This is a genomic window from Corallococcus exiguus, from assembly GCF_009909105.1.
GTDB lineage: Bacteria > Myxococcota > Myxococcia > Myxococcales > Myxococcaceae > Corallococcus > Corallococcus exiguus.
Window position 1 is genome coordinate 455,968 of record NZ_JAAAPK010000009.1, and the last position, 26,887, is coordinate 482,854.

The window sequence follows — 26,887 nt, forward strand, 5'->3', positions numbered from 1 at the left end:
CGGGCGGCGGCGTTGCCTACCGGGATGTGTGCCGTGCGGTAGGCCCGGGCATCCACCGGGACGCGGGCAGGCCAGGACGTGGAGCGGTAGGCCCCTGACGTCGGACGGCGACAGGGACTCCAAGGACGCGCTGGGTGTGGGAAAGCCTGGGCGCCAGAGAGGTGACGAGACGTGGCGGACTGGCGTGCCGAGCGGGACCGCGCTCTGTTGACCCTGGAGCGTGAGAAGCGGCCGGCGAGCCGGGCCGAGGCGGCGGACCTGTTGTTCCAGATTGCGTCGGAGGAGCCCGCGCACGCGGCGGAGTTCACGGACGTGCTCGTGCGCCTGCTAGCGGATGCGCAGCCGGAGGTGCGCCGCTCGGGCGTGAGCCTGGCGTCCGTCATCCTGCCGCCTGAGCAGCTCCCGGACATGCTCCTGCCAAGGCTGCGCGATGAGGACACCCGCGTGCGGCTGGAGGCCACCGGACGGCTCGCGGATCTCGCGCTGCCGCACGCGCGCGGAGCCCTGGCTGGAATGCTGGAGGACCCCACGCCGGAGGTCCGCTTCGAGGCCGCGCGAGGCATCGCCGCCCTCAAGCACCCCGCCGGCCTGGACGTGCTCGTGGCCGCGCTGGACGTGGACACGCTGCGCTTCCGGGCGCTGGGCGCGCTGGCGGAGCTGGAGGACACGCGGGCGCTGCCGGCGGTGAAGCGCCTCTTCGGCAAGTGGCTGCTGCCCGCGTTCGACAAGACGCAGGCCGCGGGCGTGCTGCTGAAGCTGGGCGACCCGGAGGGCGCGGACTGGCTGATGCAGCGCACGCGCAAGAAGTGGAGCGCGGACCGGGCGCTCGCGGTGGAGCTGTGCGGTGAATTGAAGGTCCCGGGCGCGCTGGAGCGGCTGAAGGACATCCTCGCGGACGCGAAGGACCCGTGCCGGGGCGCCGCCGCGCGCGGGTTGGGCCGGTTGGGAGATGCGCAGGCGCTGCCCTGGCTGCTCGCCGTGTTGGAAGACCGGAGCGCGCCGGAGGACGACCGACTGGACGCGGCGGACGGCGTGTGGCGGTTGGCCGTGGCGGAGGGCATGGAGCGCCTGCGCGCCGCCGTGCCCACCTTCGCCTCGGAAGAGGCACGGACTGAGTTGGAAGAGCTGTTTCAGGAGAAGCCATGAAGCTGGTTGATGCGCACTGCCACCTGGAGCCGAAGGACTACGCGGACGTGGCTCCGGTGCTGGAGCGCGCTCGCGCCGCGGGGCTGGTGCACGCGGTGCTGGTAGGGCAGTTCCATGGCCCTGGTGACTGGGGCCATGCGCTGGAGGTCGCCGCCCGGCACCCGGACTTCCTGTCGCCCACGCTGGGCATCCACCCGCACGAGGCCGCCCGCGCCACGGAAGCGGACTTCGAGATGCTGGAGCGCACCTGCGCCCGCCCGGAGCTGCGCGCCGTGGGCGAGGCCGGGCTGGACTACTACTACGACCACTCGCCGCGCGAGATTCAGGCCACCGTCTTCCGGCGGCAGTGCGCGCTCGCGAAGCGCCTGTCCAAGCCGCTGGTGGTGCACGTGCGCGACGCGCATGACGACTGCGAAGCGGCCCTTGCTGCCGAGGACGTCACGAGCGGCGTCATCCACTGCTTCACCGGCGACACGGCCGCGGCCCGCAAGTACCTGGACCGGGGCTTCTTCCTGTCGCTGTCCGGCGTCGTCACCTACAAGAAGACGGAGGCCCTCCAGGACGCGGTGCGCTTCGCGCCGCTGGAGCGCCTGATGGTGGAGACGGACAGTCCCTACCTCGCGCCGGTGCCCCACCGCGGCCGCAAGAACGAGCCCGCGCACGTGCTGGAGACGGCGAAGAAGGTGGCGGAGCTGAAGGGCGTGTCGCTGGAAGAGGTGGCCCGCGTCACCACGGCGAACGCGGCCCGCCTCTTCAACCTCACGCTGGCGTGAGCGCGTTGGCCAGGGCCTCCAGGTCCTGGTCCAATTGCGGCATGTCCAGCAGCAGCGCGTCCGGGTCGTAGACGAAGTCCGCCTGCTTCAGCTTCAGCAGGGCCTGCAGCGCGGGTTCGCCCGCGTGGCCGCCGAACGCCGCATGCACCACGCGGCCGCGCTCCAGGTGCAGCGAGCCCTCCAGCGTGTGGCTCCGCAGCTGGAGCTTCCCGCTCTTCTTGCCGCCGCCCAGCGTGCGCAACAGCTCCTTGGGGGGCAGCTCGTCGAAGCTGCCGCGCACCACCCGGCCCGGGCCGTTGTGCTGCACGCGGTCCTGGAAGAGGGACAGCACCGTGCGGGCGACCTCCGCCTTGTCGCTCGGGGAGAGCACCGCCGTCGCGCCCGCCATCAGCAGCCGCTCGCGAGCCTGGGCATCCGGTTCGCCCACCACGGCGATGGGAAGGCCCGCGCTCTCCGGCATGGAGCGCACGGCCTCCAGCAGGTCCATCACCTCCTGCTGGCCCAGCCGCAAGCTCACCACCAGCACGTCGCAGTCCAGCCGAGACAGGCCGTCCAGCGCGCCGTCCAGCGTGGACAGCGCGTGCGCCACCAGCTCCTGCTTGAGCACCGCCTCCAACAGCTCGCCGCGCGTGGCCTCGTCCGGCTCCGCGATGAGCACCTGGCGGCCTTCGCTGGCCAGCCGGTGCACCAGCAGCGCGCCGCTCTGCAGCTGCCCGACGATGTCCGCCACCACCGGGTCGTAGAGCACGCCCGCGTTCTTCTTCAGGTGCTCCAGCGCCTGCTGCTTGTTGAAGACGCGGCCGTGCGCGTTGCCCGGGTTCTTGGTCAGCTCCAGGAAGCTGTCCACCGCCGCCAGGATGCGCGCGCCCAGGGTGATGTCCTCGCCCTTGGCGCCCTGGGGCGTGCCGGAGCCGTCCCAGGCTTCGTACAGCTGCGCGAGGATGGTGTTCACCTGCGCGGGCAGGTGCACCGTCTCGAAGAGCTTCGTGGGCGCGCGGCAGCACGCCTTGGCCTGGGCCTTCCACTCCGGATTGGCCGCGTTGCTCGCCAGCGAGAAGTGCCGCTCCGGGGGCTTGCCCAGGTCGTGCAGGTACGCCGCGATGGACAGCGCCGCCAGCTCCTTGTGGGGCATGCCCATGCGCTGGCCGACGATGCCCGCCTGCCGCGCCAGCTGCGCGGAGTGTCCCCGGTGCCGGGGCCGGTCCTGCTCCAGCAGGCCCACCATCAAGCTCAGCGTCTCCACGTAGTCCGTGTCGCTGATGAGCCCGCGCGGGCCGCCCGGCTCGCGCCGCTGCGTGGAGACGCGCGCCACGTTGGTGCCGCTGCCGCCGCGCTGCAGCCGCATCCGCGCGTCCGTCTCCAGCCGCATGCTCAGGCTGGTGGCGTTGCTGCGTCCGGCGGAGCTCCCGCTGCGCCCGGGCTCCGCGCCCACGTGCGTGTTCGACGGGGTGTCCGGACGGCGCGGACCATTGTTCGCGGAGGGGCCCTCCAGCAGCGTGCTGAACGCCGTGGGGTCGCCGTAGTAGTGCTTGCGGATGGCCGCGGAGATGGCGCTGCGCAGGCCGATGTACGCGTAGACCTCGGACATGCCGGTGACGAGGGCAATCTCGTCGAGCAGCGACTTGTTCTGCGGCTCGGCGGCCACCACCGAGAGCAGCTTGCGCTCCGGATCCACGGCCAGCGGGAGCACGTTCTGCGCTTCCGCCAGCCGCACCGGCAGCTTGTCCAACACCTTCGTGTCGATGCGGGCCTTGGCCAGCTTGTCCGCGGTGACGAAGCGGGTCTGGAACTCATTGGCCAGGAGCCGCAGCAGCGCGGCCTCCTGGAGCAGGCCCAGCTCCACCAGACAGTCCCCCAGCTTGTGGCCGGTGATCTTCTGGTGCTCCAGACCCTGCTCCACGGCCCCCGGTGTCACGAGGCCGGCCTCAATCAACCGCTCTCCCAGCCGCTTCGCCATGGACTTCAGCCCTCCGAGGAGCCACCACCCTCACCACCGGACTTCGGGGGCGGCGCCAGCGCGCTGAACGGCTTGAAGGTCAGCTCGCCGGGCAGGCTCTTGGGGTCGCGGGGAGGACGGTCCTCGCGCGGCGGACGCTCGGCGCGGGGCTCGCGGGGAGGACGGTCCTCGCGCGGAGGACGGTCCTCACGCGGCGGACGCTCGGCGCGGGGCTCGCGCGGAGGCCGCGGCGGACGCTCCAGACGGGCCTCCTGGGATGCGGGGGCGGCAGTGCCCTCGCCAGCCTGGGACGGCGGGCCCTTGTCGGCGCGCGCCTTGCGCTTCTCCTCGCGGTGCTTGCGGCGGCCGCCCTCCACCGGAGCCCGGCCGCGGCCGGTGGGCACGAAGCCCTTCCAGAGGGAGCGGTCGTACGCGCGCAGGTGGTCCGTCCAGCGCTCGTTCGGGTCGCGCTGCATGGCCTCCACCCACGAGGAGATGCGCGCGTCGAGCGAGCTGAGCGTGTCGACGATCTGCGCCTCCAGCGTCACCGGCACCTTCGCGCCGGACGTCCCCTGGGAGATCGCCAGGTGCGTCAGGTGCTGCTCCAGGAGCGGCGGGAAGCCCGGGATGCCCAGGGTCTTCTCGCGGATCTTCTGCGCGGCCAGCACCGCGTGGCCCACCAGCCGGCCCTCGTCGGAGGTGTCGAAGCCCTTGTCGGACGCCCCGTCGCCGCCCTTCATCACGTCGTGCAGGAACGCGCCGGCCAGGAGCAGGTCGCGGTCCGCCATGGGGTAGTGGTCCGACACGCGCAGCGTCAGGCGCATCACCGACAGGACGTGCTCGGCCAGCCCGCCGCGCCACGCGTGGTGCACGCCCTTGGCCGCGGAGGCCACCGGCAGCGCCGCGGACACCTGCGCGTCGTCCAGGAACGCCAGCAGCAGCTGCTTCACGAACGGGTCGTTGACGCGCTCGGTGATGAGCTCACGGATCTGCCCCACCGCGCGCGGGCCACCGCCGCCACCCTCGTGGCGCTCGGCCTTGCCTTCAGCCTGCTTCGCGTCGCCGGACTTGGACTCGGACTTCGCGTCGCCAGTCTTGGACTCGGACTTCGCGTCGCCAGACTTCGCGTCGCCGGACTTGGACTCGGCCTTCGCCTCGGCGGGCGGGGCGGGGGGCGGCTCGAACTCCTTGGGGTCGAGCGGCTCCGGATCCAGGCGCTCCACGGCCTCCACGACGACCTGGGTGCGGCCGTGGAAGACGATGACGCTGCCCTGCACGAGGACGAAGTCACCGCTCTGGAAGGCGGGCTCGAGCGCGTCCACCTTGTCGAACACGCGCGCGTCCACCGTGCCGCTCTTGTCGGCCAGGGACAGCGACAGGAACACCTTGCCGCTGCGCGCGTTCACCTTCTCCTTCTTGGTGACGCGGAAGACGGTGTTGACCCGGTCCTTCTCGCGCAGGTCCGCCGCGTACACCTTGCGGACGGTCTCGACGGAAGCCTCCGGGGTGGAAGAGGTCGCGGCCTGGGATTCGTTTTCGGTTGTCATCGCGGCGCGGACACTAACACCGAGGAGGGCCCGTCGAGGGCGAAACAGCACCGGCTTCAGCTCACCTCGAGCGCCACCGCCTCCAGGTACTCGGCCCCTGGGGAGCCGACCGGCGCCGGGTGGTCCGGCGGCAATCCCATCCGTACCAGCCGGAATGCGATGCGCGCCTCCTGCTCGCAGGCCGTGGCCACGCACTCCGTGAATGAGCCCAGCGCCAGCGGTGGGTGATAACCGACCACGAGCAACCGTCCCCCATGGCGGGTGCGCCGCAGGGCCAGCCGCACCTGTTCGATGAAGTCCTCCTCGGACGCCACCCCCAGCGTGTCGAGCAGCACCAGGTCGAAGGTGTCCTTGAGGGCCCGGAGCACGGCCAGCGGCTCGCCCTGTTCCACCGTCACCCGGCCGAGCAGCCCGTTGGCCTCCGCGTTCTCCCGCGCCAGGTCCGCCGCGTCCGCGTTGCCGTCGAAGGCCAGAATCTGCTTCGCCCCATGTCGCCCCGCGTGGACGAAGAGGCCGCCCACGTTGCACGCCACGTCCAGCACCCGGTCCCCGTTGCCGGTGCGGCTCAGGAAGCGGCGCAGCTCGCGGTGGTCGTACCCGTAGCCCGTGCCCCGGCCGTAGGTGAGGTCCACGGTGAAGCGCGCGCCCATCTCCAGCAGGCGGCACCAGCGCGGCGGCGTGCCGTACATCACGTGCGGGCGCTGCGCTGGCAGACCCAGCGCCTTTCGCCGGAGCGTGTCGTTGCGCAGCAGCACGGAGGCCGCCCCCGTCACCTCTCCCAGCGTGCGGGTGATTTCCTCCTGCCGCGCGTCCATGGAGCGGGTGAGTGTCTGGACGACGAAGTGCTGATCATACCGGTCCACGATGAGGCCCGGCAGGCCGTCCCCGTCGTCGTTGACGATGCGGCAGAAGCGCGGATCATCCACCAGCCGGCCGCGCCGCTCGAAGGCGTGGCGCACGTGGCGGGGGATGAGGCCCTCCACGGACTCGTCCGGCAGGCCCAGGCGGCGCACGGCGTACGAGGCCTGGAGGTCCACGTCTCCCAGCCCCAGGACATGCCCGTCCTCGTCCTTCAGCTGCATGGGCGTGCCGGGCTGCGGCTCGCCCTCCATGGAGACGATGTCCTCGCGGCGCAGCCAGGGGGCGCCATGGCGCAGCTTGCGGGCGGCTTCTCGGGACAGGTAGGTGCTGAGCAAGGTGCGGTCCTCCTCCAGCGCGATGGAAGGCGCCCCGCGGGGTGCCTTCCATCAAACATGGGCCGTGTGGGGCCTGCTGGCGGCGAGGGCCGTGCCGCTGCCCCGGAGGGCAGGGGAGTAAGCTTCGCTAGAGGACGGGCGGAGGCCGCTTGTATGCCTTGAAGGACACCCGGGTGAGCATTCCGCTGACCACCAGGGCCAGGGCAATGCCCATCATCCGGACATTCCAGTTCGTGCCGGTGAAGAGCAGCACGAGCGCGAGCACCCCCGCCGCCACCGCGCCCACCACCGTGAGCGTCTGGGCGCGCTTGGACATGTCCTGGCCATGGGGCTTCTTCGCCCGGGCCAGGACGGGCAGCGAGGACGCCTTGCGCCACTTCTCCGCGCCGTCCTCGCGCACCTCGTCGTCCGGGTCCACCAGGCCCTGCACATAGGCGCGCTCGATGTCGCCCAGCGAAGGGAACATCAGCTCACCATCCGGAGTGCGCACGCGGTACGCCATGGGTCTTCCTCCCTCCCGGCCTACCCTGCCCGGAAGGGGGCGGGAACCTCAAGCCAGCTCGGTGGCAATCTGCTCAGCGGCGCGCAGTCCATCAATGGCGGAGGACACGATACCGCCCGCGTAGCCGCAGCCTTCACCGACGGGGTACAGGCCGCGCATGGACACCGACTGCAGGTCGTCCCCCCGGGTGATGCGCACGGGGGAGGACGTCCGGCTCTCGATGCCGATGAGCTTCCCCTCGTCGCTGATGAAGCCCTTCATCTTCCGGTCGAACGTGCGCAGCGCCGCCTTGAGCGACTGCGTCAGCCGCTCCGGGAAGAGCTTGTTCAGGTCCGTGTGCGCCAGGCCCGGGCGGTAGCTGGTGTCGCCCGGGTCCTTCTTCACGCGGCCGGCCAGGTAGTCGGGAATCGTCTGCGCGGGCGCGAAGAAGCGGCCTCCGCCCAGCTTGTAGGCTTCGCTCTCCCAGTGCCGCTGGAACTCCAGGCCCGCGAGCGGCCCGTGGAAGCCCTCGCGCGCGAAGTCCGCGACGGACACGGACACGACAATGCCCGCGTTGGCGAACTTCGCGTTGCGCCGCGAGTTGCTCATGCCGTTGGTGCACTGCAGCCCTTCTTCCGTGGGCGTGGGCACGACAATGCCGCCGGGGCACATGCAGAACGAGTAGACGCCGCGCACCTCGCCGTCCACGTCCAGGTTCTCCGCCAGCTTGTAGTCCGCGGGCGGCAGCTTGGAGTGCTTCGCGGCGGAGCCGTACTGGATGCCGTTGATCAACAACTGCGGGTGCTCCGCTCGGAAGCCCAGCGCGAAGGGCTTGGCCTCCACGCTCACGCGGCCGTCGGCGGCGAAGCGCTCGTACAGTTCGCGCGCGGAGTTGCCCGGCGCCAGGATGACGCGGTCGCTCTCCAGCGTGCGCCCGTCCGCCATCTTCACGCCCGCGATGCGGCCGTCGCGGTAGAGCAGGTCATCCACGCGCTGCTCGAAGTGCACCTGGCAGCCGCCCGCGATGAGCTCGTCGCGCAGCTTCGCCACCGCGCCGGGCAGCAGGTCGGAGCCGATGTGCGGCTTGCCCTCGATGAGGATTTGATCCGGCGCGCCGTACTTCGCGAAGGCTTCAATGACCTTGCGCACCATGGGGTGGTTGATGCGCGTGGACAGCTTGCCGTCCGTGTACGCGCCCGCGCCGCCCTCGCCGAAGTTCATGTTGCTCTCGCGGTCGAGCGACCCGTCGCGCATGAGCTTCGCCACGTCCTTGCGGCGCGTCACCACTTCCTTGCCGCGCTCCAGCAGGATGCTGCGCACGCCGCGCTCCAAGAGGCCCAGCGCGCAGAACAACCCCGCGGGTCCGGTGCCGATGATGAGCGGCAGCTTCTCCGGCTCCTTCACGCGCGCTGGCGTTTCCGGCGGGGGCGGGGCCTCGCTCACGTCCGGGGGCAACCGCGGCGCCTTGCCGCCCGGGGCCAGCTCCACCTCCAGTGTGTAGATGTAACGCGGGCTGCCCTTCTTGCGCGCATCCAGCACCGAGCGCACCACCCGCACGGAGGCGAGGTCGCTCCGGGTGACCCCCAGCTTCTCGGCGGCGCGCTGGCCGAGCAGCTCCTCCGGCTCGTCCAGCCACAGCCCGATGTTGTTCACCCGGTACGCCATTGTGTTCTGACTCCTCGGTGGTGGGCGCGTATGTGCTCCACCCCCCGGAGGGAATGCAAGCACTTGAAAAGACAAGATGGCCCGTGGGGTGGGTGCGTACCCGCTGATGCACCCGGCAACGCCGTTCCAGGCAGAGCGGACGTCCGGGTGCGTAACCCCCTTCGCACCTTCCACGTTCCGTGCCGTCCACTTCCGGGCTTCAACCCCCGAGGACTGCTGGAGAATCCGTTTGGAAGAGAACGGCTGGCACGGAGGTTGAAGACCGGACTCCCACGCAGTTGCGGCGCCGGACATGTGGCGCCGATTCCGGAGGCAATTCCCGTGAGCACCGACCAGAAGGGCACCCGCATCCTCGCGCGCACGTTCTTCAACCAACTGCGCGCAAGCGGTTACACGCCGCACCAGGTCATCGGCATCGCGACGGAACTCCTGGAGCTCGTGACGACCGACCTGAAGGAAGGCGACAAGGCGGTCGCCGCCGCCCAGTCGACGCCAGCCCCCGACTCCGGGGCAGGCTTTCAGCAGCGCGTGTAGCCCGTTAGAATCCAGCGCATCAACCCTCCGCGGGTGAGCGGGCTCCGGACTGGTTCCGGGCGCCCCACCCGCGAGGTGACGGGGGGCTCCACAAAGATTCGCAAGAACGCTGTCGATCTCCGACACGCCTGTTCGTCGCCGTGGTGAGACGCCATTCAGGGCCGGCTCAAACCAGGGGACAGACGATGCGGGTGATGGTGTTCATGATCGCCAATGAGGACAGCGAAAACGCCGTGCCCCCCACGCCCGAGGCATTCGAGGCGATGGAGCGGTACACCGAGGAGCTGGTCAAGGCCGGCATCCTGGTGGCTGGCGCCGGCCTCAAGCCCTCCTCCGAAGCCAAGCGCATCGCCTGCGAGGGTCCCGGCCGCACGGTCATGGACGGGCCGTTCACCGAGACGCGCGAGCTGATCGCCGGCTTCTCCATCTGGAAGGTCAAGGACATGGACGAGGCCGTGGCCTGGGCGAAGCGCTGCCCCAACCCCATGTCGGGTCGGAACGTGATCGAAATCCGGCCGTTCTTCGAGGCAGAGGACATGGCCGAGGCCCTGTCGACCGATGCCCAGACGCGCGAGAAGCTCGGCGTCGCCTGAGACCGGCGGCCGCCGTTTTTTCGTGGCCGAGCGACGCGCCGTGTAGTCCTCGGGCCTTCAATGCTGGGGGTGGCGACGGCGCTCGCGGGCGGCGGCGGCGGCGATGACCAGCAGCGCGGCGGTGAGCGCGGTGAAGACGAGGCTCGCGGACGTGGGCGCCGTCAGCGCGAGCAGCCCCAGGGACAGCAGGAACGCGAGCGCGTCCACGGCGGCGGGCCTCGGCTGAGGCAGCACGAGCACCGTGGCGCACGCGGCCAGCGGCACGCCCAGCGCGACCTGCCGGAAGATGGCGTCGGTGTTGGTGCGCACGGTCTCCCAGTAGTTGATCAGGATGGCGGCGAAGATGACCACCGTGCCGCCCGCGAGCACGAGCACGCCCGCGGCCGCCGCGTCCTTGGTGAGCCGGGCCTTCTCGTCGAACTGCTGCACGGCCAGGTCCACCAGCTGCTCCAGCGCGCTGTTGAGGATCTCCGCGAAGAAGATGAGCAGCACGCAGAAGATGAGCGTGACCTTCTCCGCGAGTCCCAGCGGGATGCCGCTGCCCACCAGCCCCACCAGCACGCCGGAGATGAGGTGGATGCGCATGTTTCGCTGCCAGGCCACGGTGTGGATGAGCCCTGCCCACGCATGTCCGAACGAGGCGAACAGGCCGTTGCTGCGGCGGGAGGGAAACTGGGGACGGGGGGTTACAGGAACGGTCATCGGAAGGTGAAGGGGTGGGCAGGCTAGCACCCACGGGTCCGATTGAAGCGGGGGAGTGAAGGGGTAAGGTCGGTCGCGTGATGCGAACGTTCCTTCCGTCCTGGTCGCGCTCGCTGGCGCTGACCCTGCTGTGCACCTCCGTCCTCGCTCATGCGCAGGGCACTCCTGAAGCTTTTGAAGGCGACGACCTGGGGTTGGAGCCGCCGGGTGTTCAATACCTGCCAGCTCCGGCGCCCCGGGCGCACGAGCAGCGCCGCCTGTCGCCGGACGCGCCCGCCGTGGTGCGCCGTGAGACGCGAGCCGCGAAGTCCAACGTGAAGACCGCGGGCGTACCGCAGACGCGGCGAGGCGAGGGCGCGCTGTCCGGCAAGGTCATCTACCTGAGCCCGGGCCACGGCTTCTATCGCGACAACGGGTTGAAGCGCTGGGCGACGCAGCGGCCCAACACCTGGGGCGTGGTGGAGGACTTCATCTCCGTGGAGGTGGTGTCGCAGGAGCTGCAGCCCATGCTGATGGCGGCGGGCGCCACGGTGGTGTCCGTGCGTGAGACGGACCTGAACCCGCTCATCGCCACCGTGGACAACGGCGGCACGGGCTACGTGGAGGACGGAGACGCCGCGCGCTTCCACGCCTCCACGCAGAAGGGCTGGGCGCCTCCGCCCGTGCCCATGGGCAATGGGGTGGAGCCCTTCACGCTGGGCACCACGCGCACGCTGGACACGGCGGCCACCTCCACCGCGAAGGCGACGTGGACGCCGGACGTGCAGGCGGACGCGTCCTACAACGTCTACGTCTCCTACGGCTCCGACCCCACGCGCGCGACGGACGCGCACTACGTGGTGAAGCACGCGGGAGGGGAGAGTCACTTCCGCGTGAACCAGCAGCGCCACGGCGGAACGTGGGTGCTGCTGGGGCGCTTCTACTTCAATGCGGGCTCGCATCCGGAGTCCGGCGCGGTGGTGCTGGAGAACGACTCGGCGCAGGGGGCGGGCGCGACGCTGTCCGTGGACGCGGTGCGGCTGGGCGGTGGACGCGGCCTGATGGGCGACGCGGCGCAGGGGCCGCTCTTGCGTCCGCGCTTCGAGGAGAGCGGGCGCTACCACGTGCAGTACAGCGGAGCACCGTTCAGCGTGTACGCGCCGTCGGGGGCCAACGCGCTGTCCAACGAGCGCAACGCGGACGTGACGTCCCGGCCGCGCTTCGCAGCGTGGCTGCATGAGGAGGGCGAGGACGCCGTCTACGTCGCGTGGCACACCAACGCGGGTACGTCCGGCACGATTCGGGGGACGGAGGCCTACGTCTACGGACCGAACCCGGTGGACGGCACGCTCAACTTCACCGGCGTGAAGGGCGGCGACGTGCTGGGGCGCGCACTCTTGTCCCAGATTGAAACGGACCTCAAGCGCGAGGTGGATCCGAACTGGCGGGTGCGCAGCCTGCGCTCGGCGAACCTGGGCGAGGTGAACCCCTCGCACAACCCGGAGATGCCCAGCGTGCTCCTGGAGATGGCGTACCACGACAACACGACGGACGCGGCGAACCTCAAGGAGGCGCGCGTCCGCCACGTGGCCGCGCGCGCCATCACCCAGGGACTCATCAAGTACTTCGCGACCCGCGACGGTGCGGCGGTGCACCTGCCGCCGGAGACGCCGGGAGCGGTGGTGGCGCGCAACGCGACGCCCGGCGCGGTGGAGGTGAAATGGACCGCGCCTCCGCAGGTCGCGTCGGAAGAAGGACGCGACGCCCCCACGGGCTACCGGCTCTATCAGAGCGCGGACGGCTTCGGCTGGGACGAGGGCACGGAGATCCAGAACACGTCGGCCACCGTCACGCTGTCGCCCGGCACGCTGCGCTACTTCCGCGTGGCGGCGGTGAACGCGGGCGGCGAGTCCTTCCCGTCCGCCACGGTGGGCGTGCGGGTGGGGGACACGGCACCGGTGCTGATGGTCAACGCGTACGAGCGCCTGGACCGGACGGTGGCGTGCGGCGAGGAGCTGGAGACGCCGTACGACCTGGAGGCCCCGCTGCGCGTCTTCCTGGAGGCGATGAACGACGGCAGCTACCTGCGCCAGCACGGCGCGGCGTTCGCGCAGTCGGCGGTGGCGTTCGACAGCGCGACGGGCAACGCGGTGGCGGCGGGGCTGGTGTCGCCCACGGGCTACCGGCTGGTGGACTGGTCCACCGGGCGCGGAGGTGTGGGGGGCGCGGGCCTGACGCGGACGGAGCAGGACGCCCTGCGCGCGTTCGTCACCGGCGGCGGCCACCTGATGCTGTCGGGCGGACGCACGGTGTCCACGCTCGCGGCCGGTAGCGCGGACGACAAGCTGTTCCTCACGGACATCCTCCGGGCGTCCATCGCGGCGGGGGCGCCGGTGGCCCGGGTGCAGGGCTCGGCGGGCGGGCTCCTCGCGGACCTGGCGGCCACGCCGCTGGCGGATGGGACGCTCGGCGCCTATCCGGTGGGGGCGACGGACGTGCTGGCCCCGACGGGCGGCGGCGCGGACGTGCTTCGCTACACCGGCACGTCGCTGGGCGCGGGCGTGCTCTCCGCGGGCACGGCGCCCGCGGGCCAGGTGCTGGTGCTGGGCTTCCCGTTCGAGGGCCTTGCGTCCAATCGTGAGCGGTCGCGGCTGGTGGGCGCGTTCCTGGTACGTTCAGGACTCGTCACCCAGGCGCCGGCCCTGCCCGACGCGGACGTGACGCCCGCGGTCAGCCCCCGGCCGCTGTCGTCCTGCGTGGCGGTGCGGGAGGTGGATCCGCATCCGCCGGTGGACCCGGGCCCGGTGGACCCGGAGCCGCAACCCACGGTCATTCCGGCGCTCCCCAATGACTATTCCCCCAAGGGGGACAGCGGCTGCGGATGCGGGGCCGGAGCGGGAACGGCCTCCGGGCTCTGGCTGTTGGTCGGGGTGATTGTTCAGCTCCGGCGTGCACGCGCGAAAGCGGCCCACGCGAAGCGTTGACTCGGCGGGGGCGCCTGCCTACGGTCGCCCGCCTTCTTTACGAGATTCATGACGGTGGGCCGCGAAGGCCCACTCCTGCAAGGAGACGGAAAACACCATGGCCATCAAGCTCGCCATCAACGGCTTCGGTCGTATCGGTCGCTGCATCCTGCGCGCCGCGCTCAGCCGCAAGGAAGACCTCGAGATCGTCGCCATCAACGACCTCGACAAGCCGTCGGCGCTGGCCCACCTGTTCAAGTACGACTCCGTGCACCGCACGTGGCCGGGCGAGGTGTCCCACACCGACAAGGGCATCGTGGTGAACGGCAAGGAGATCGCCGTCACCGCGGAGAAGGACCCCTCCGCGCTGCCCTGGAAGAACATGAACGTGGACGTGGTGATGGAGTGCACCGGCCGCTTCACGGCCCGTGACGCCGCCGCCAAGCACCTGGCCGCGGGCGCCAAGAAGGTCATCATCTCCGCGCCGGCCAAGGGCCCGGACCTGACCATCGCGTACGGCATCAACCAGAACGAGTACGACCCGGCGAAGCACCACATCGTGTCCAACGCCTCGTGCACCACCAACTGCCTGGCGCCCATCGCCAAGGTGCTGGTGGACAACTTCGGCATCGAGAAGGGCCTGATGACGACGGTGCACAGCTACACCAACGACCAGCGCATCCTGGACCTCACCCACGAGGACATGCGCCGCGCCCGCGCCGCCGCGCTCTCCATGATCCCCACCAGCACCGGCGCCGCGAAGGCCATCGGTGAGGTCATCCCGTCGCTCAAGGGCAAGATGCACGGCATCTCCGTCCGCGTCCCCACCCCGAACGTGTCCCTGGTGGACCTGACGGTGAACACCACCAAGAAGGTCACGGCCGAAGAGGTCATCGCCGCGATGAAGGCCGCCGCCAACGGCGCGCTCAAGGGCGTGCTGGAGTTCAGCGACGCGCAGACGGTGTCGGTGGACTACAACGGCAACCCGCACTCGGCCATCTTCGACGCGACCAACTGCTTCGTGATGGGCGACAACATGGTCAAGGTCATGGCCTGGTACGACAACGAGTGGGGCTTCTCCAACCGCATGGTCGACACGGCGAAGTTCCTCGTGTCCAAGGGCGTGGCGTAAGTCGCGCCGCACCGGCACCCCAGGCTGACCGAGACAGGCACAAGGGACACCCAAGATGATCCGCTACATCGATGACCTGCAGTTGACCGGCAAGCGCGTCTTCATCCGCGTGGACTTCAACGTCCCGCTGGAGGGGCGCCGCATCACCGACGACACCCGCATCCGTGAAGCGCTCCCCACCATCCGGCGCGCGCTGGAGATGGGCGGCAAGGTCATCCTGGCGTCCCACCTCGGTCGGCCCAAGGGGGCGGACCCCAAGCTGTCCACCGTGCTCGTCGCGGAGAAGCTGGCGGAGCTACTGGGCGGCAAGCACGAGGTCATCCACGCGGACGACTGCGTGGGTGACAACGTGAAGAAGCAGGTGAATGACCTGAAGGCGGGGCAGGTGCTCCTCTTGGAGAACCTGCGCTTCCACAAGGAGGAGGAGGCGAACGACGAGGCCTTCTCGCGCGAACTGGCGGCGCTGGCGGACGTCTACGTCAACGACGCGTTCGGCACGGCGCACCGCGCGCACGCGTCCACGGCCGGCATGGTGCCCTTCGTGAAGGAGAAGGCCGCCGGCCTCCTGATGCGCAAGGAGATCGAGTACCTGGGCGACAAGGTGCTGCGCAATCCGCAGAAGCCCTTCGTGGCCATCCTGGGCGGCTCCAAGGTGAGCGACAAGATCAAGGTCATCGAGAGCCTGCTGCCCAAGGTGGACGCGCTGCTCGTGGGTGGCGCCATGGCGTACACCTTCCTGAAGGCGCAGGGCATCGAAGTGGGCAAGAGCCGGGTGGAGGAGGGCGACAAGCTGGCGCTGGCGGCGAAGCTGCTGGACACGGCCAAGCGCCTGAAGACGCCGCTGGTGCTGCCCATCGACCACATCGTCTGCGCGGACATCGACGGCAAGGGCCCGGTGAAGGAGACGCCGGATCAGGTGGTGCCGGCGGACATGATGGGCCTGGACATCGGTCCCAAGACGCGCGCGATGTACACGCAGCGCATCCGCGACGCGAAGACGGTGATCTGGAACGGGCCCATGGGCCGCTTCGAGGTCGACAAGTTCGCGGAAGGCACGCGCTCGGTGGCGGCGGCGATGTCCATCAACAAGGACGCCGTCACGGTGATTGGCGGCGGCGACAGCGCGGCGGCGGTGGAGCAGATGGGCTACGCGGACAAGATGAGCCACGTGTCCACGGGTGGTGGCGCGTCGCTGGAGTTCCTGGAGGGCCAGCCGCTGCCTGGCATCAAGGCGCTGGAGACGAAGTAGGGCACCCACGCGGTACGCACCGGGGGAGACACCTCGATGGCTCGTCGGAAGATCGTCGCTGGCAACTGGAAGATGAACAAGACGGTGCCGGAAGCGCTCGCGCTGGTGCGGGAGCTTCGCGGCGCGGTGGCGGCAATGGGCGACAAGGTGGAGGTGGCCATCGCGCCCCCGTTCGTCGCGTTGCAGCCCCTGCACGTCGCGCTGGAGGGGGCCCCCCTGCAGCTGGCGGCGCAGAACTGTCACTGGGAGTCCTCGGGCGCCTTCACGGGTGAAATCAGCGCGCCGATGCTGGCGGAGCTGGGGTGTGCCTACGTCATCGTGGGGCACTCGGAGCGCCGGCAGTTCTTCGGTGAGACGGACGCCACGGTGAACAAACGGGCGAAGGCGGTGAAGGCCGCCGGGATGACGCCCATCGTCTGCGTGGGCGAGACGCTGGCCGAGCGCGAGTCGAACCAGACGCTCACGGTGGTGGAGCGCCAGGTGCGGGGCGCGCTGGAGGGCTTCTCCGGGGCGGACGTGGCGACGTTCGTGATGGCGTACGAGCCGGTGTGGGCGATTGGGACGGGCCGGACGGCGACGACGGCGCAGGCGCAGGAGGTCCACGCGGCCATCCGGGGCCTGCTGACCCGGATGTACGACGAGGGGACGGCCGAGCGGGTCCGCATCCAGTACGGCGGCAGCGTGAAGCCGGACAACGCGGCGGAATTGCTGGGGCAGCCGGACGTGGACGGGGCGCTCGTGGGGGGAGCGAGCCTCAAGGCGGCGGACTTCGTGGCCATCGTGAAGGCGGCTGGCTGAAGCCGGTATCCCCGTTAGAAGTTGTCACCCGTTGACCACTTTGTGTAGGTTGCGCCCTCTTTTCACGGAGCGTTTGGACCACCCATGCTGACCTTCTTCACGATCGTGCACGTCCTGCTCTGCGTGTTCATGATCTTCGTCATCTTGTTGCAGCCGGGGAAGGACGCCGGCATGGGTTCCGCCCTCGGTGGCGGCGCCGCGACGAGCGCCTTCGGTGGGCGCGGCGCGGTGACCTTCTTGAGCAAGCTGACGGGCGTCTGCGCCGGCTTGTTCTTCCTGACCTCGCTGGGCCTGTCGTTCGTGGGCCTGCGCGGTTCGGTGGCCGCGGGTTCGGTGGCGACGCCGCCGGCGAAGACGGCCCCGGCGACCCCGGGAGCCACGACGCCGGCTCCTGCTGCTCCGGGAGCGGTGGAGCAGGAGCGTTCCGCGACGCCGCCGGCGGAGGGCCAGCAGGCTCCCGCGCCGACGACGCCCGCGCCGTAGTCGTCAGGAAGCATCGGATTCACGCGACCGTTGAATTGGTTGTTGCGTGAATCCACGGGGTCCGGTAGATGGACCCCGCCGAAACGCCCAGGTGGTGGAACTGGTAGACACACCATCTTGAGGGGGTGGCGCCGAAAGGTGTGCGGGTTCGAATCCCGCCCTGGGCACTCCGAACAAGAGCCTCCGAGTCGAAAGACTCGGGGGCTTTTGTCGTTTCTGGGCTCAGCGCTCGACGTCAGGCGTGCTGATTGGCCGGCGCTGGTGCTGTTCCTGGTGCCCCGGGAACATGGAGACGAAGAACTCCGACCAGCCGCCCATGCGCACCCGGAGCACGTCGTACTTCTCCGGGTCCTTCGACGCGTGCGCGAAGGTCTCAGGGTTGGCGCAGGTGATGGTCAGGATGTTCGAGCCCTGGCCCTGGGCGAACGCGTGCAGCACGCGCTCCAGCGAGCCCACGGGGAAGTCCTCGCGGATGTTGAAGTCCGTGGGCGCTCCGCTCGTGAAGCCCTCGGCTCCCGCGCCGGTGTAGCCAGACAGCGCTCGCACGAAGCCTTCCTCCTGATGATCTACCGGCTGATCCGCGATGCTCGGCGACGGGCTCAGGTCCGAGGCCAGCGTCTCCCCGAGCCGCCGTCCATCCGCGGAGGCGCCGCAGGTCGCGCCGAACTCCAAGTAGTTCTCGAAGGTGCCCGCGCCCGGTTGGATCTGGAACCCGCCGAACGGCTTCTCCGGCGTCCCGAACTTCTTCGCCAGGTCCACCATCTTCTGGGCGGTGGGCTCGGCGGGCTCCGTGAAGACGCGCACCACCGTCTCCGCCACGCGCTGGATGAAGGCGTTGGCGAAGCGATCCACCTCTTCGTCTCCGCGGCCGTAGCGGGGCTGGGCGAGCGCCACCTGGCGCAGGTCCCGGAAGCGCTGCGCCTTCGCCTCGATGCGCGCGGGGCCCGCGAAGGTGCTGATGAAGGGCTCGTCCATCTTGTGGCCCCAGTCGCACAGCAGCGCCTCCACGAGTTCCGGCAGGGACGTCACCGCCGTGTCCTGCTCGAACACCATCTTCCGGATGGCGTACAGCGAGTTGATGACCGTGGAGAGGGCCGTGATGCACGGGGCCACCATGTTGTAGCGGGCACCCCCCCCGTAGAGGTCCAGCCCCTTGTCGATGCAGTCGTCCACGAACACCGACAGCAACGGCGACGGGCACACGGCGCTCATGGAGCCGAAGACGCCCACCAGTCCGTCCGCCTGCTTCGCGTACATCCAGCTCAGGTGCTGGAAGAACAGGTCCTGGAGCTGCTCGAACGACTGGATGGCCGAGGGCGGAGGCGACGTGAAGGACACACGCTGGCCCCGGAAGTACATGGGGCCAGCCGTGCTCCAGCTCTTGCCCTGGTTGAGCGCGGCCTCCAGCGGCGACAGGGCCGTCATGCCTCCCAGCGTGAACCAGTTCTGGCCCACGATCTGCGGCTCGTAGCAGCCGTCACAGGCGTAGTCGCGCGCCGCCTGGAGCACCACCTCGCTGCTCCACGCGCTGCCGGCCTTCTGGGCCACCGGTGTGGCCGCGGTGGGCTGCGTGCCCTGGCCCACGCCGTCACCGCTGTGCAGCATCCCGGGGATGATCTTCTCGTCGCTGAGAAGAATCGGGTGCGCTCCGCCGCTGAGGATCGCCAGCGCTGCCTCGTGCAGGTATTCGGGCGGGATGTCCTTGCGCACGCGCAATGACAGGCACGGCGCGTTGAGCGGCAGCCGCCGGGCCGCGCGCAGGCAGAGCAGGGTGACGCGGTTGTACGCGGGCCGACCCTCTCCGGGCGTCTCGTCCGCGACCGTCCCGCCCACCGTCACCTGCTGGATCCACTGGTTGTTCGCGGCGCCCTGCGGATAGTTGCCGCTCATCCCGCCCATGGCGAGGTTGCCGAAGGGCTGGTGGTCCTCCACGAACTGGCGGTTGAGCAGGACCTTCTCACCCAGCTTCACCCAGAAGCAGTCGATGATCTCCTGCGCCTGTGAGTCGTCCAGCACGCCCGCCGCCACGTCTCGCTCGTAGAAGGGGAAGAGCATCTGATCCAACCGGCCCACCGCCGTGGGCTCGCCAATCAGGTGCAGGCCCGCGTGCAGCGTGAAGAGCAGCTGGGTGGCCTCAAGCATCGTCTGGGGCCGCTCCGTGGCCAGCCGCTGCATCCGCTCCTGGATCTTCAGCAGGTTGTCGCGCTCGGCGTGCTGCCCCAGGGGCAGCTCCGAGGCCATCTTTCCCGCGAGCGCCGCGTAGGCCAGGCAGCTGTCGCGCACGCCCTCCAGGGACAGCACGACGCCCCGGTAGAACTGGCGCTTGCCTTCATCCTGGGTCGCGTCGTGCCGGGCCTGGACGTCCGCCATCAACCCGCCCAGGCCCCGGTCCAGGGCGCGCTGGAAGCCGGGCACCAGGTGGCCCACGCCCGACGCGGAGCTCAGCCCCGCGAAGAAGTTGCCCAGCTCCTCGTCCTTGCGCGCGTAATCAATGACATACCGCCCCTGGCCGAGCCCCAGATTGGGCAGGGCCCCGACGATGAGCTCCACCGGGTGGATGCGGTAGGTGTCCGCGCCGTTGTACCAGTTGCCCTGCGCGTCCTGACGGCGGCCCCGGAAGCCATAGGCGTCGCTGGCGAAGACCTGGCCCAGGCTGACCTTGATGGCCCACCCCATGCGTTCCACCACGGAGAGCCCCATCACCTCCCGGGCCTTCGCGGGGCCGTACTGGCGCGCCACGTAGGCGCACAGGTGCTCCAGTTCCTGCTGCGACCGGTTGACGTACCAGTTGTCCTGCCAACGGGAGAAGGCGTCTGACAGCAATTGCAGCACCCGGTTGGACGGGGGTTGGTGCGTCCGGCGCTTGTCCCCGGACATCGTCGCCATCTGGAACAGGTAGTTCTTGTGGTTGTAATGCATGTACCCGTTCGACGAGGACACGTCGAAGTGCCGATCCAACCGGCTCCAGTCCACGCCGGGGAAGCGCTTCCAGTCCTGCTGCTCCGCGCTCTGGAGCTTCACCGGCTCCAGCCCCAGGTCCGCCTGGCTGGGGATGTAATAGAAGCCACCCAGGTTGGAGCGGACCTCGGAGAGCAGCCGGTCACGCATGAAGCCGCGCTGGTCGCCAATCTGCTGGTTCATGACGGTTTCGAGCGCACGTACGCTCCGGGCATAGCCCGCGAAGTAGATGCCCGCCTCGTCCCGGAGGCTGGCCCCCTTGGCGCGCAGCTCCGTGTTGTGCACCGTGTTCGCCTGCCCGAAGGGCAATCCCAGCCGGAGCACCTGCAGCGTGTTGCCCTGGGCGTCCTGCACGCGGGCGCTCTTGATGTGGCTGCGCTGGTCCTGGCTGGGGATGAGGATGTCCTCGGTGGTGCGCCCCACCAGGTCCTCTACCTGCTGGGGGCTCATGTCCAGCAGGTGCTCCCAGTTGATCTCGAAGCGCTGCGCGACCACGAACGAGGCGCCCAGGTGCGCGGGGTCCTCGAACCCGACCAGGGTCTGCTCCTGGATGGAGACCGGATCGGAAGGGTTGTTGAGGTTCTCCGCGAAGCGGCAGCCCAGCACCTTGCCGCCGCGCTTGTCGGGGCGCGTGGACTTGGTGGCCGCCTTCTGGTGGTCATGGGGTGCGGAGCGCACGCAGCGCGCTTGGTCCTGCAGCCGAGCGCGGATGAACTCGAAGACCGCGTCGCAGTGGGACTCCTCGTCGGACTTGATGTGGAACCACAGGTCACCTTGCGAGTCGACGAACGTCCCGTTCGAGCGGGAGAACACGTTGGAGCGCCAGTCCGGCGAGGACTCCTCCGGGAAGGCCAGCTTCATGCCTTCAGGAAGGTCGGTCCCGTCCTCGGAGCACCACTCCTGCCAGAGCCGGAAGCCCACGCCGACAATGGCCGTGGTGTTGGCGCTCCCGTAGTGGGTGTGGATCTCCTCGCGCACGTCCCGCATCAGCTTCTGGAGGAGCGCCCGGGTCAGCGGCTCGCCGGTCCCGTCCGGCGTGCGCCAGAACGTCGCGAACACGGCGTAGGGAGAAGGGTAGACCAGGCCTCGCTGGACCAGCGACCAGAGTTCATGGCTGAGCTGGTTTCCCTGCTGCGTGGACAACGACTTCGCGGAATGGTGCTCGGATGCAAGGGCTGACGGCGTACGCATTCGACGTCTCCATGGTCGGGCGAAGGAAGGACTGTCTGTCCATGCCCCCGGGCGGGAGGGTCTATCAAATGTCGTCAATTCCTGTCATGCCACGGCGGGTCGAAGGTCGATGTCAGGGAAACCCGCTAGTCCATTCAGACCAATGCGGTTCCCATTGACCCTGGGAGTGTCCACGAACACCAGGGGCGCTGTAGTCAGGCACTTCCACGGTGAACCGTCGGCGGTGGCGCCGGTCCATGGCCGTCCGTGCGCCAGGAGGCGGCAATGGGTGGCTCGGATCTGGCCACCATGGCGCCCTCGGTGAAATGCAGACATCTGGGGCTGCATGTCACTGTTGCCAGGTATGTTTGTCTGGTGAATGTGTTTTATTGGCGTGCGGTATCCTGGCTTGCCGGGCGCCCCGGAGGGTCGAGGTCGTTCCTGGTAGTTATTGTCTTGCATGACTGACCCTCCGGGTTGATCGCGGACGAGGACGCGTTCGCCCACCAGTGGCGCAGCGTAAGCCACGACACGGTGGGGAACGACTGTGCCCACACTCTCGTGGAGTCTTGCGGCCCCGTTGCCTCGTCAGTGTCTCCGCGGCGGGGAGCGCCGAGGTCGATTGGACCCGGCCGAGTCATATAAATCATGCAACACAAGCATTATGAAATAGCATGGCAAGCCTTGAAACATCGGTGGGACGTCTCAGACCCAGGTCGTAGCCCTGGGGGGCTTCGGATTCGTGGGGGGGATCGGTTACGCTGCTTTGCGACACGGCGGAATGGGACCGCCGGGCTGGGCCGGGGTGTTTCGTGGAAGAAGAGATCGTCTATCGCCACACGGTGGAGGGGGTGTTCCGCTCCATTGGTGACCGGCTCACTCCGGAGCTCCGAACGAAGCTGAAGGACGTGGGCCTGGACCTAGATGCTCAGTCTCCGCACCACACCCCTCGGAAGACCTTCGCGGAGGCCATTCGCGTCACCGTCGAACACCTGTACCCCCAACTCGACGTAGGCGAGGGCTACCGGCGCCTGGGCATCGGCATCATCCAGGGGATGGAGCAGACCGTGCTCGGCAAGTCGCTCGTGTCCATGTGGCCCATCTTCGGGCCCGAGCGCGTCGTGGTTCGCATCCAGGAGAGCTTCTCCACCGTCAACAACTACATGCGGTCGGAGCTGCTCACCCAGGGCCCCGGGCACCACATCATCCGCGTCAACGAGTGCAACGGGAACCCGGGCTACCTGCGCGGTCTCATCGAAGCGGGGCTGGCCAAGGCCGGCGCCAAGAACCTGCGCGTCGAGCCCTTCGACTTCGATGGCCACGCCTGCTCCTACCGCATCCGGTGGGGCGGCTGAGGCTTGAACCCAGGGAACTCCCTGGAACCGGCTTTCGGACGGATTCATGGCCGAGCCGGTTGTCTATCGTCACACGATTGAGGGGCATCCCTCCCGTTCCCAACACCACTTCGTTCACTCCGTAAGCCCCCAGAAACGACAAGGCCCCCGGATCCACTCGTGGATCCGGGGGCCTTCTTCGTGGCCGGCGCATCAGGCCAGGTCGAACAGCAGGGCCTCCAGCGGCTCGGAGGCGGTGAGCACGAGGCTCGACTCGTCGGACACGGCGACTCCGTCACCGGCCTTCAGGGCCACTCCGTTGAGCGTGCCCGTGCCCCTGGCGATCTGCACCCAGGCGTGGCGCCCCTTGGGCAGCGTGTACTCCGCCTTCTCTCCCGGGCTCAGCAGCGTGCTGCTGAGCAGCACGTCCTGGTGCACCGTGAGGCTGCCGTCTCGGGCGTCCGGGCTGGCCACCACGCGCCAGCGTCCCTGCCGGTCCTTCTCCGGGAAGAACTTCTGCTCATACTCCGGCTTCAGGCCCTTCTTCTCTGGGATGATCCAGATCTGCAGGAAGTGGACGTCCTCGTTGGAGCCGTTCATCTCGCTGTGCATCACGCCCGTGCCGGCCGTCATGCGCTGCACCTCTCCGGCGCGCAGGAGCCCCTGGCCTCCCGTGCTGTCACGGTGCGCGATGGCGCCGCTCAGCGGGTAGGTGATGATCTCCATGTCCCGGTGCGGGTGCGTGTCGAAGCCCTCGCCAGACTGCACGCGGTCCTCGTTGATGACGCGCAGGGAGCGGAAGCCCATGTTCTCGGGGTCGAAGTAGCTCGCGAACGAGAAGGTGTGATGCGAATCCAGCCAGCCGTGGTTGGCGTGACCGCGTGCTTCGGAAGGGCGAACGTTCATCATGGTGTGTGCTTCCTTTCGAGACACAACATGCGCTTCCGAAAGCCACCTGGCCAGACACGAACCTCGGGACACATCGTTCCATCCGCGGAACGAAACGCCGGCACTGTCTCAGCGCTTCGCCCGCTTGAAGGCTTCCTGGTTATGGGGCCAGTGCTCGCGCAGCACCTCCACGAAGGCCATCACCTTGGGCACGTGGTGGCGCGTGGGCGGGTAGACGGCGTGCACCGGCGCGCCCGTGGAGCTCCAGTCTGGCAGCACGCGCTGGAGCCGCCCGGACGCCAGGTCCTCGATGCATTGCTGGCCCGGGATGAGCGCCACCCCGGCGCCCAATGACGTCACCGCGCGCAGCATGTCCGGCTCGTTCACCACCAGCCGCCCGGAGACCTTCACTTCGACGGAGCGCCCGCCCGCGTGCAGCGTCCAGACGTTTCCCTGCACTGACTTGCCGAAGAAGAGGCAGTCGTGCTTCGCCAGGTCCGCTGGCGCCTTCGGTGCGCCCCGCGCCTGGAGATAGCCGGGCGAAGCCACCACGAGCCACTCGATGTCCCCCAGCCGCCGTGCCATCAACGACGAGTCCGGCAGCCGGCCGGCGCGCACCGCCAGGTCGAAGCCCTCCTCCAACAGGTCCACCGCCCGGTCCGTGCAGAGCAGCTCCACCTGCACGTCCGGGTACTTCTCCATGAAGCGCGCTACCAGTGGCGCGAGGAAATGGACGGACAGGGGTGTTGTCACGCGCAGCAGGCCGTATGGCCCTGCTTGCAGGCGTGTCACCGCCAGCTCCGCGGCCTCCGCTTCCGCGACGATGCGCTCGCAGTGCGCGTAGTACGCGCGGCCCACCTCCGTCAGGTGCAGCGTGCGCGTGGTGCGCTGAAGCAGCTGCGCGCCTACTCGCTCCTCCAGCTCGGACACCTTGCGGCTCACGGTGGACTTGGGCATGCGCAGCGCCTTCGCCGCCGCCGTGAAGCTGCCCGCCTGGACCACCCGGGCGAAGATGAGGAGTTCGTTGAGGTCCATGGCCCTTCCTCGTGCAGGCGCAGGACTGTTCCAGCCGTGGAACAGTGCATCCTGTCCGTCCCGTCTAATCGGGAACGTGGGGGGCCGCTACCTTACGCCTCGTTGAAACACACCGCCGCTGCCGCGGCGCACACGACAAGGAAGACGACCATGGCCACCACCTCCTGGAACATCGACACCACGCACACGGGCATCCACTTCAGCGTCCGCCACATGGTCGTCGCGAAGGTTCGCGGCAGCTTCACGAAGTTCGGCGGCACCATCACTCTGGATGACGCGAACCCGGCGGCCTCGGCGGTCTCCGTCTCCATCGAGTCGGCGAGCATCAGCACCGGCGTTGACCAGCGCGACAACCACCTGCGCTCGCCGGACTTCTTCGACGTGGAGAAGTTCCCGGCCATCACCTTCCAGAGCACGAAGGTGGAGCCCTCCGGCAAGCACCTGAAGGTGACGGGTCAGCTCTCCATCCGCGGCATCAGCCGCGAGGTCGTCCTGGAGACCGAGCAGCTGGGCATCGCCAAGGACCCGTGGGGCAACACCAAGGCCGCGTTCGAGGCGAAGACGACCATCAACCGCAGTGACTTCGGCCTGACGTGGAACCAGGCCCTGGAAGCGGGCGGCGTGCTGGTGGGCGAGAAGATTGAAATCGCCCTCGAGGTCCAGGCCGCCCAGGCGCAGGGCGAGAAGGCGGCCTGAACCCCGAAGTGACTACTCGACGTCGAAGGACGTCAGGACGAAGTGCACGTCGGACTCCGCGCCCGAGCTGACCGTCGCGGTCGCCGGGCGCGTGATGTCCGTGGTGAAGGACACGCCCGCGGGCGCCACCAGGTCCACCTGGTAGGTGCCGGGCAGCAGGTACTTGAAGTCCGCCACGTAGCGGGTGGCCGTGCTGGCGCTGAAGGACAGCGTCTCGCGGCTGCCGTCGGCGTTGATGAGCACCGCGGAGAAGCTGGCCAGCTGCGTGGGGCCCAGGGGCAGGGACACGCTGCCCGCCTCCAGCGTCACCTCCACGTTGCCGGAGAACTCCATGTCCGCGCCCTTGATGACGGGCCGCATGACCCACTTGCCGGAGTTGCCGGCCTCCTTGCCGAAGCTCTGCGCCACGTCGAAGTCCACCAGGATGACCTTCTGGTCGTCATCGCTGGTGATGGTGACGTCCGCGTCCTTGTCGAACTTCACCTTGAGGCCGGAGCTGCTGGCGCTCGGCATCTGCAGGTCTCCGTCCACCTGGGCCCCTTCGGGCAGGCCCTCGTAGTTGGCGGAGGTGGCGAAGATGCGGCTGGTGCCGTCCTGCTTCACCTGGATGTAGCCGCCGGTGATGACGAAGCGCAGCTCCTTGTACGTGCCCGCCGGCACCTCCGCGTCCTTCACCAGGTCCGCGGTGTCGTTGGCCAGCGTGAGCAGGTCGGTGGTGACGGGCTCGCTCAGGAGCACCACGTCGCCCTTGCCGTCTTCTCCTTCCACGCTGCCCTTCAGGTAGACCTTCGAAATGGTCACCACGGCCTTCTCGATGCCGTCGCCCGGAGCGTCGGTCAGCTTCAGGGTGACGTGGGCCTTGCCGTCGCCGCAGGCCGCGAGGAACAAGAGTCCCGTGGCCATCATGAGGGTGGAGGTCAGGTGTCGTAGGGTCTTCATTGGTAAGCCTTTGTTGGAATCAGGAATGGACGCGGGAGGAGACCCTCCCGCGTCCGGACCGGCCACGGCGCTGTGTCAGCCGATGACCGGCCAGCACCCGCCTTCCTGGCACGACAGCGAATTGCAGCAGGTCTCGTCGCCTTCGGTGGAGCACTCGCCGCCTTCGGGGATGCACTGGGGACCGGCGTCGATGCCGCCGCCCGAGCCGCCGTCGGTCGTGCCCGCGTCGGGCTCGCTGGTGCCACCGTCCGTGGGCGGTTCGCCTTCGTCGTCGCAGGCGCCCACCGTGTCGCCGTGGCGCAGGTGCGCGGCCACCGCGGGCACGCCCACCGTGATGGTGTGCGCGTTGGCGGGGTTGCCGGGCGGAATGTGGCAGATGGTGATTCCCGTGTTGCCTCCGGGCGCGGTGCCGCCATCCGCGGCGGGCGCTTCTCCGGCGGCGCCGCCCAGGTTGTCATCGCCCGAGACGAGCGACGGATCCTCCGCCTCCGTGGGGCCTCCGCAGCCCAGGGACAGCATCGTCGCGCACAACACCATCCATGCCGCGGAAGAGCGAGCGGTCGGGATACGCATGGTCATCCTCCTGTGAAACGAGGCGGTGGGGGGCCGCTCGGGGAGCGGAGTGCCTCGTTGTCAGAAAGACCCGGAGAATCGCGGGGTGGCCACAACTCCAGACGGGCGGCGAAGTGC

General features: G+C 69.2%; 22 protein-coding genes and 1 tRNA gene. 12 read left to right on the forward strand and 11 right to left on the reverse strand.

What is annotated here, in order from left to right; translation table 11 throughout:
- The first annotated feature begins 171 nt into the window (after positions 1–171).
- Positions 172–1,146: a HEAT repeat domain-containing protein gene (locus tag GTZ93_RS30710; protein ID WP_139918694.1), complete on the forward strand. Its 975-nt coding sequence runs from the start codon at positions 172–174 to the stop codon at positions 1,144–1,146.
- Positions 1,143–1,919, forward strand: coding sequence for a TatD family hydrolase (locus GTZ93_RS30715; RefSeq protein WP_014398047.1), 777 nt, complete (start codon positions 1,143–1,145; stop codon positions 1,917–1,919). The genes GTZ93_RS30710 and GTZ93_RS30715 overlap by 4 nt, the downstream gene beginning before the upstream one ends.
- Here GTZ93_RS30715 and GTZ93_RS30720 read toward each other — a convergent pair.
- From GTZ93_RS30720 to GTZ93_RS30740, 5 genes are all read right to left on the reverse strand, one after another.
- Positions 1,906–3,876: an HD domain-containing phosphohydrolase gene (locus GTZ93_RS30720; RefSeq protein ID WP_126935111.1), complete on the reverse strand. Its 1,971-nt coding sequence runs from the start codon at positions 3,874–3,876 to the stop codon at positions 1,906–1,908. The genes GTZ93_RS30715 and GTZ93_RS30720 overlap by 14 nt on opposite strands.
- 5 nt (positions 3,877–3,881) lie before the next feature.
- Positions 3,882–5,402: an HD domain-containing protein gene (locus GTZ93_RS30725; RefSeq protein ID WP_139918695.1), complete on the reverse strand. Its 1,521-nt coding sequence runs from the start codon at positions 5,400–5,402 to the stop codon at positions 3,882–3,884.
- A gap of 56 nt (positions 5,403–5,458) precedes the next feature.
- Positions 5,459–6,598 (reverse strand): class I SAM-dependent rRNA methyltransferase, encoded by a 1,140-nt coding sequence (locus GTZ93_RS30730; protein WP_120578095.1) that lies wholly within the window; start codon positions 6,596–6,598, stop codon positions 5,459–5,461.
- A gap of 127 nt (positions 6,599–6,725) precedes the next feature.
- Positions 6,726–7,100 (reverse strand): hypothetical protein, encoded by a 375-nt coding sequence (locus GTZ93_RS30735; RefSeq protein ID WP_120578096.1) that lies wholly within the window; start codon positions 7,098–7,100, stop codon positions 6,726–6,728.
- A gap of 48 nt (positions 7,101–7,148) precedes the next feature.
- Entirely contained in the window at positions 7,149–8,744 is a 1,596-nt protein-coding gene (locus tag GTZ93_RS30740; RefSeq protein WP_139918697.1) for an NAD(P)/FAD-dependent oxidoreductase, read from the reverse strand.
- Positions 8,745–9,065: 321 nt separating this feature from the next.
- On the opposite strand from GTZ93_RS30740, the gene GTZ93_RS30745 reads away from it, so the two are divergent.
- A complete protein-coding gene (locus GTZ93_RS30745) occupies positions 9,066–9,278 on the forward strand; it encodes a hypothetical protein (RefSeq protein ID WP_167548470.1) in 213 nt (70 codons plus the stop codon).
- 194 nt (positions 9,279–9,472) lie between these two features.
- The gene (locus tag GTZ93_RS30750) at positions 9,473–9,871 is read left to right on the forward strand and encodes a YciI family protein (protein ID WP_233601653.1); all 399 of its coding nucleotides are present in this window, start codon (positions 9,473–9,475) and stop codon (positions 9,869–9,871) included.
- Between the two features lie 57 nt (positions 9,872–9,928).
- On the opposite strand, the gene GTZ93_RS30755 is transcribed toward GTZ93_RS30750, so the two are convergent.
- Positions 9,929–10,573: a diacylglycerol kinase family protein gene (locus GTZ93_RS30755; protein ID WP_126935113.1), complete on the reverse strand. Its 645-nt coding sequence runs from the start codon at positions 10,571–10,573 to the stop codon at positions 9,929–9,931.
- Positions 10,574–10,653: 80 nt separating this feature from the next.
- Here GTZ93_RS30755 and GTZ93_RS30760 point away from each other — a divergent pair, with 80 nt between their 5' ends.
- From GTZ93_RS30760 to GTZ93_RS30785, 6 genes are all read left to right on the forward strand, one after another.
- The gene (locus tag GTZ93_RS30760) at positions 10,654–13,536 is read left to right on the forward strand and encodes a golvesin C-terminal-like domain-containing protein (protein ID WP_139918224.1); all 2,883 of its coding nucleotides are present in this window, start codon (positions 10,654–10,656) and stop codon (positions 13,534–13,536) included.
- Between the two features lie 97 nt (positions 13,537–13,633).
- Entirely contained in the window at positions 13,634–14,647 is a 1,014-nt protein-coding gene (gene gap, locus GTZ93_RS30765; RefSeq protein WP_120577065.1) for a type I glyceraldehyde-3-phosphate dehydrogenase, read from the forward strand.
- Between the two features lie 55 nt (positions 14,648–14,702).
- Positions 14,703–15,896, forward strand: coding sequence for a phosphoglycerate kinase (locus tag GTZ93_RS30770; protein WP_139918222.1), 1,194 nt, complete (start codon positions 14,703–14,705; stop codon positions 15,894–15,896).
- Positions 15,897–15,932: 36 nt separating this feature from the next.
- The gene (tpiA, locus tag GTZ93_RS30775) at positions 15,933–16,694 is read left to right on the forward strand and encodes a triose-phosphate isomerase (protein WP_120568041.1); all 762 of its coding nucleotides are present in this window, start codon (positions 15,933–15,935) and stop codon (positions 16,692–16,694) included.
- Positions 16,695–16,778: 84 nt separating this feature from the next.
- Complete coding sequence (secG, locus tag GTZ93_RS30780; protein WP_120577068.1) at positions 16,779–17,177, forward strand: preprotein translocase subunit SecG; 399 nt, start codon at positions 16,779–16,781, stop codon at positions 17,175–17,177.
- An 85-nt stretch (positions 17,178–17,262) separates the two neighbouring features.
- Positions 17,263–17,344: transfer RNA gene (locus GTZ93_RS30785), tRNA-Leu, on the forward strand.
- Positions 17,345–17,399: 55 nt separating this feature from the next.
- Here GTZ93_RS30785 and GTZ93_RS30790 read toward each other — a convergent pair.
- Positions 17,400–21,326: a Dyp-type peroxidase gene (locus tag GTZ93_RS30790; RefSeq protein ID WP_139918220.1), complete on the reverse strand. Its 3,927-nt coding sequence runs from the start codon at positions 21,324–21,326 to the stop codon at positions 17,400–17,402.
- A 791-nt stretch (positions 21,327–22,117) separates the two neighbouring features.
- Between GTZ93_RS30790 and GTZ93_RS30795 the strand changes: the two genes are divergently transcribed.
- The gene (locus tag GTZ93_RS30795; protein ID WP_139918217.1) at positions 22,118–22,660 is read left to right on the forward strand and encodes a DUF2378 family protein; all 543 of its coding nucleotides are present in this window, start codon (positions 22,118–22,120) and stop codon (positions 22,658–22,660) included.
- Between the two features lie 192 nt (positions 22,661–22,852).
- On the opposite strand, the gene GTZ93_RS30800 is transcribed toward GTZ93_RS30795, so the two are convergent.
- Positions 22,853–23,548 carry a pirin family protein gene (locus tag GTZ93_RS30800; RefSeq protein ID WP_120577082.1) on the reverse strand — a complete coding sequence of 232 codons (696 nt, stop codon included), beginning with the start codon at positions 23,546–23,548 and terminating at the stop codon, positions 22,853–22,855.
- Between the two features lie 108 nt (positions 23,549–23,656).
- Positions 23,657–24,562: a LysR family transcriptional regulator gene (locus tag GTZ93_RS30805; protein WP_121751618.1), complete on the reverse strand. Its 906-nt coding sequence runs from the start codon at positions 24,560–24,562 to the stop codon at positions 23,657–23,659.
- Positions 24,563–24,712: 150 nt separating this feature from the next.
- Here GTZ93_RS30805 and GTZ93_RS30810 point away from each other — a divergent pair, with 150 nt between their 5' ends.
- The gene (locus GTZ93_RS30810; RefSeq protein WP_139918216.1) at positions 24,713–25,258 is read left to right on the forward strand and encodes a YceI family protein; all 546 of its coding nucleotides are present in this window, start codon (positions 24,713–24,715) and stop codon (positions 25,256–25,258) included.
- Positions 25,259–25,270: 12 nt separating this feature from the next.
- Here the strand turns inward: GTZ93_RS30810 and GTZ93_RS30815 are convergent, their stop codons facing one another.
- Entirely contained in the window at positions 25,271–26,197 is a 927-nt protein-coding gene (locus GTZ93_RS30815) for a DUF4382 domain-containing protein (protein WP_139918215.1), read from the reverse strand.
- Positions 26,198–26,272: 75 nt separating this feature from the next.
- Complete coding sequence (locus GTZ93_RS30820) at positions 26,273–26,770, reverse strand: hypothetical protein (RefSeq protein WP_139918213.1); 498 nt, start codon at positions 26,768–26,770, stop codon at positions 26,273–26,275.
- Between the last annotated feature and the right edge of the window lie 117 nt (positions 26,771–26,887).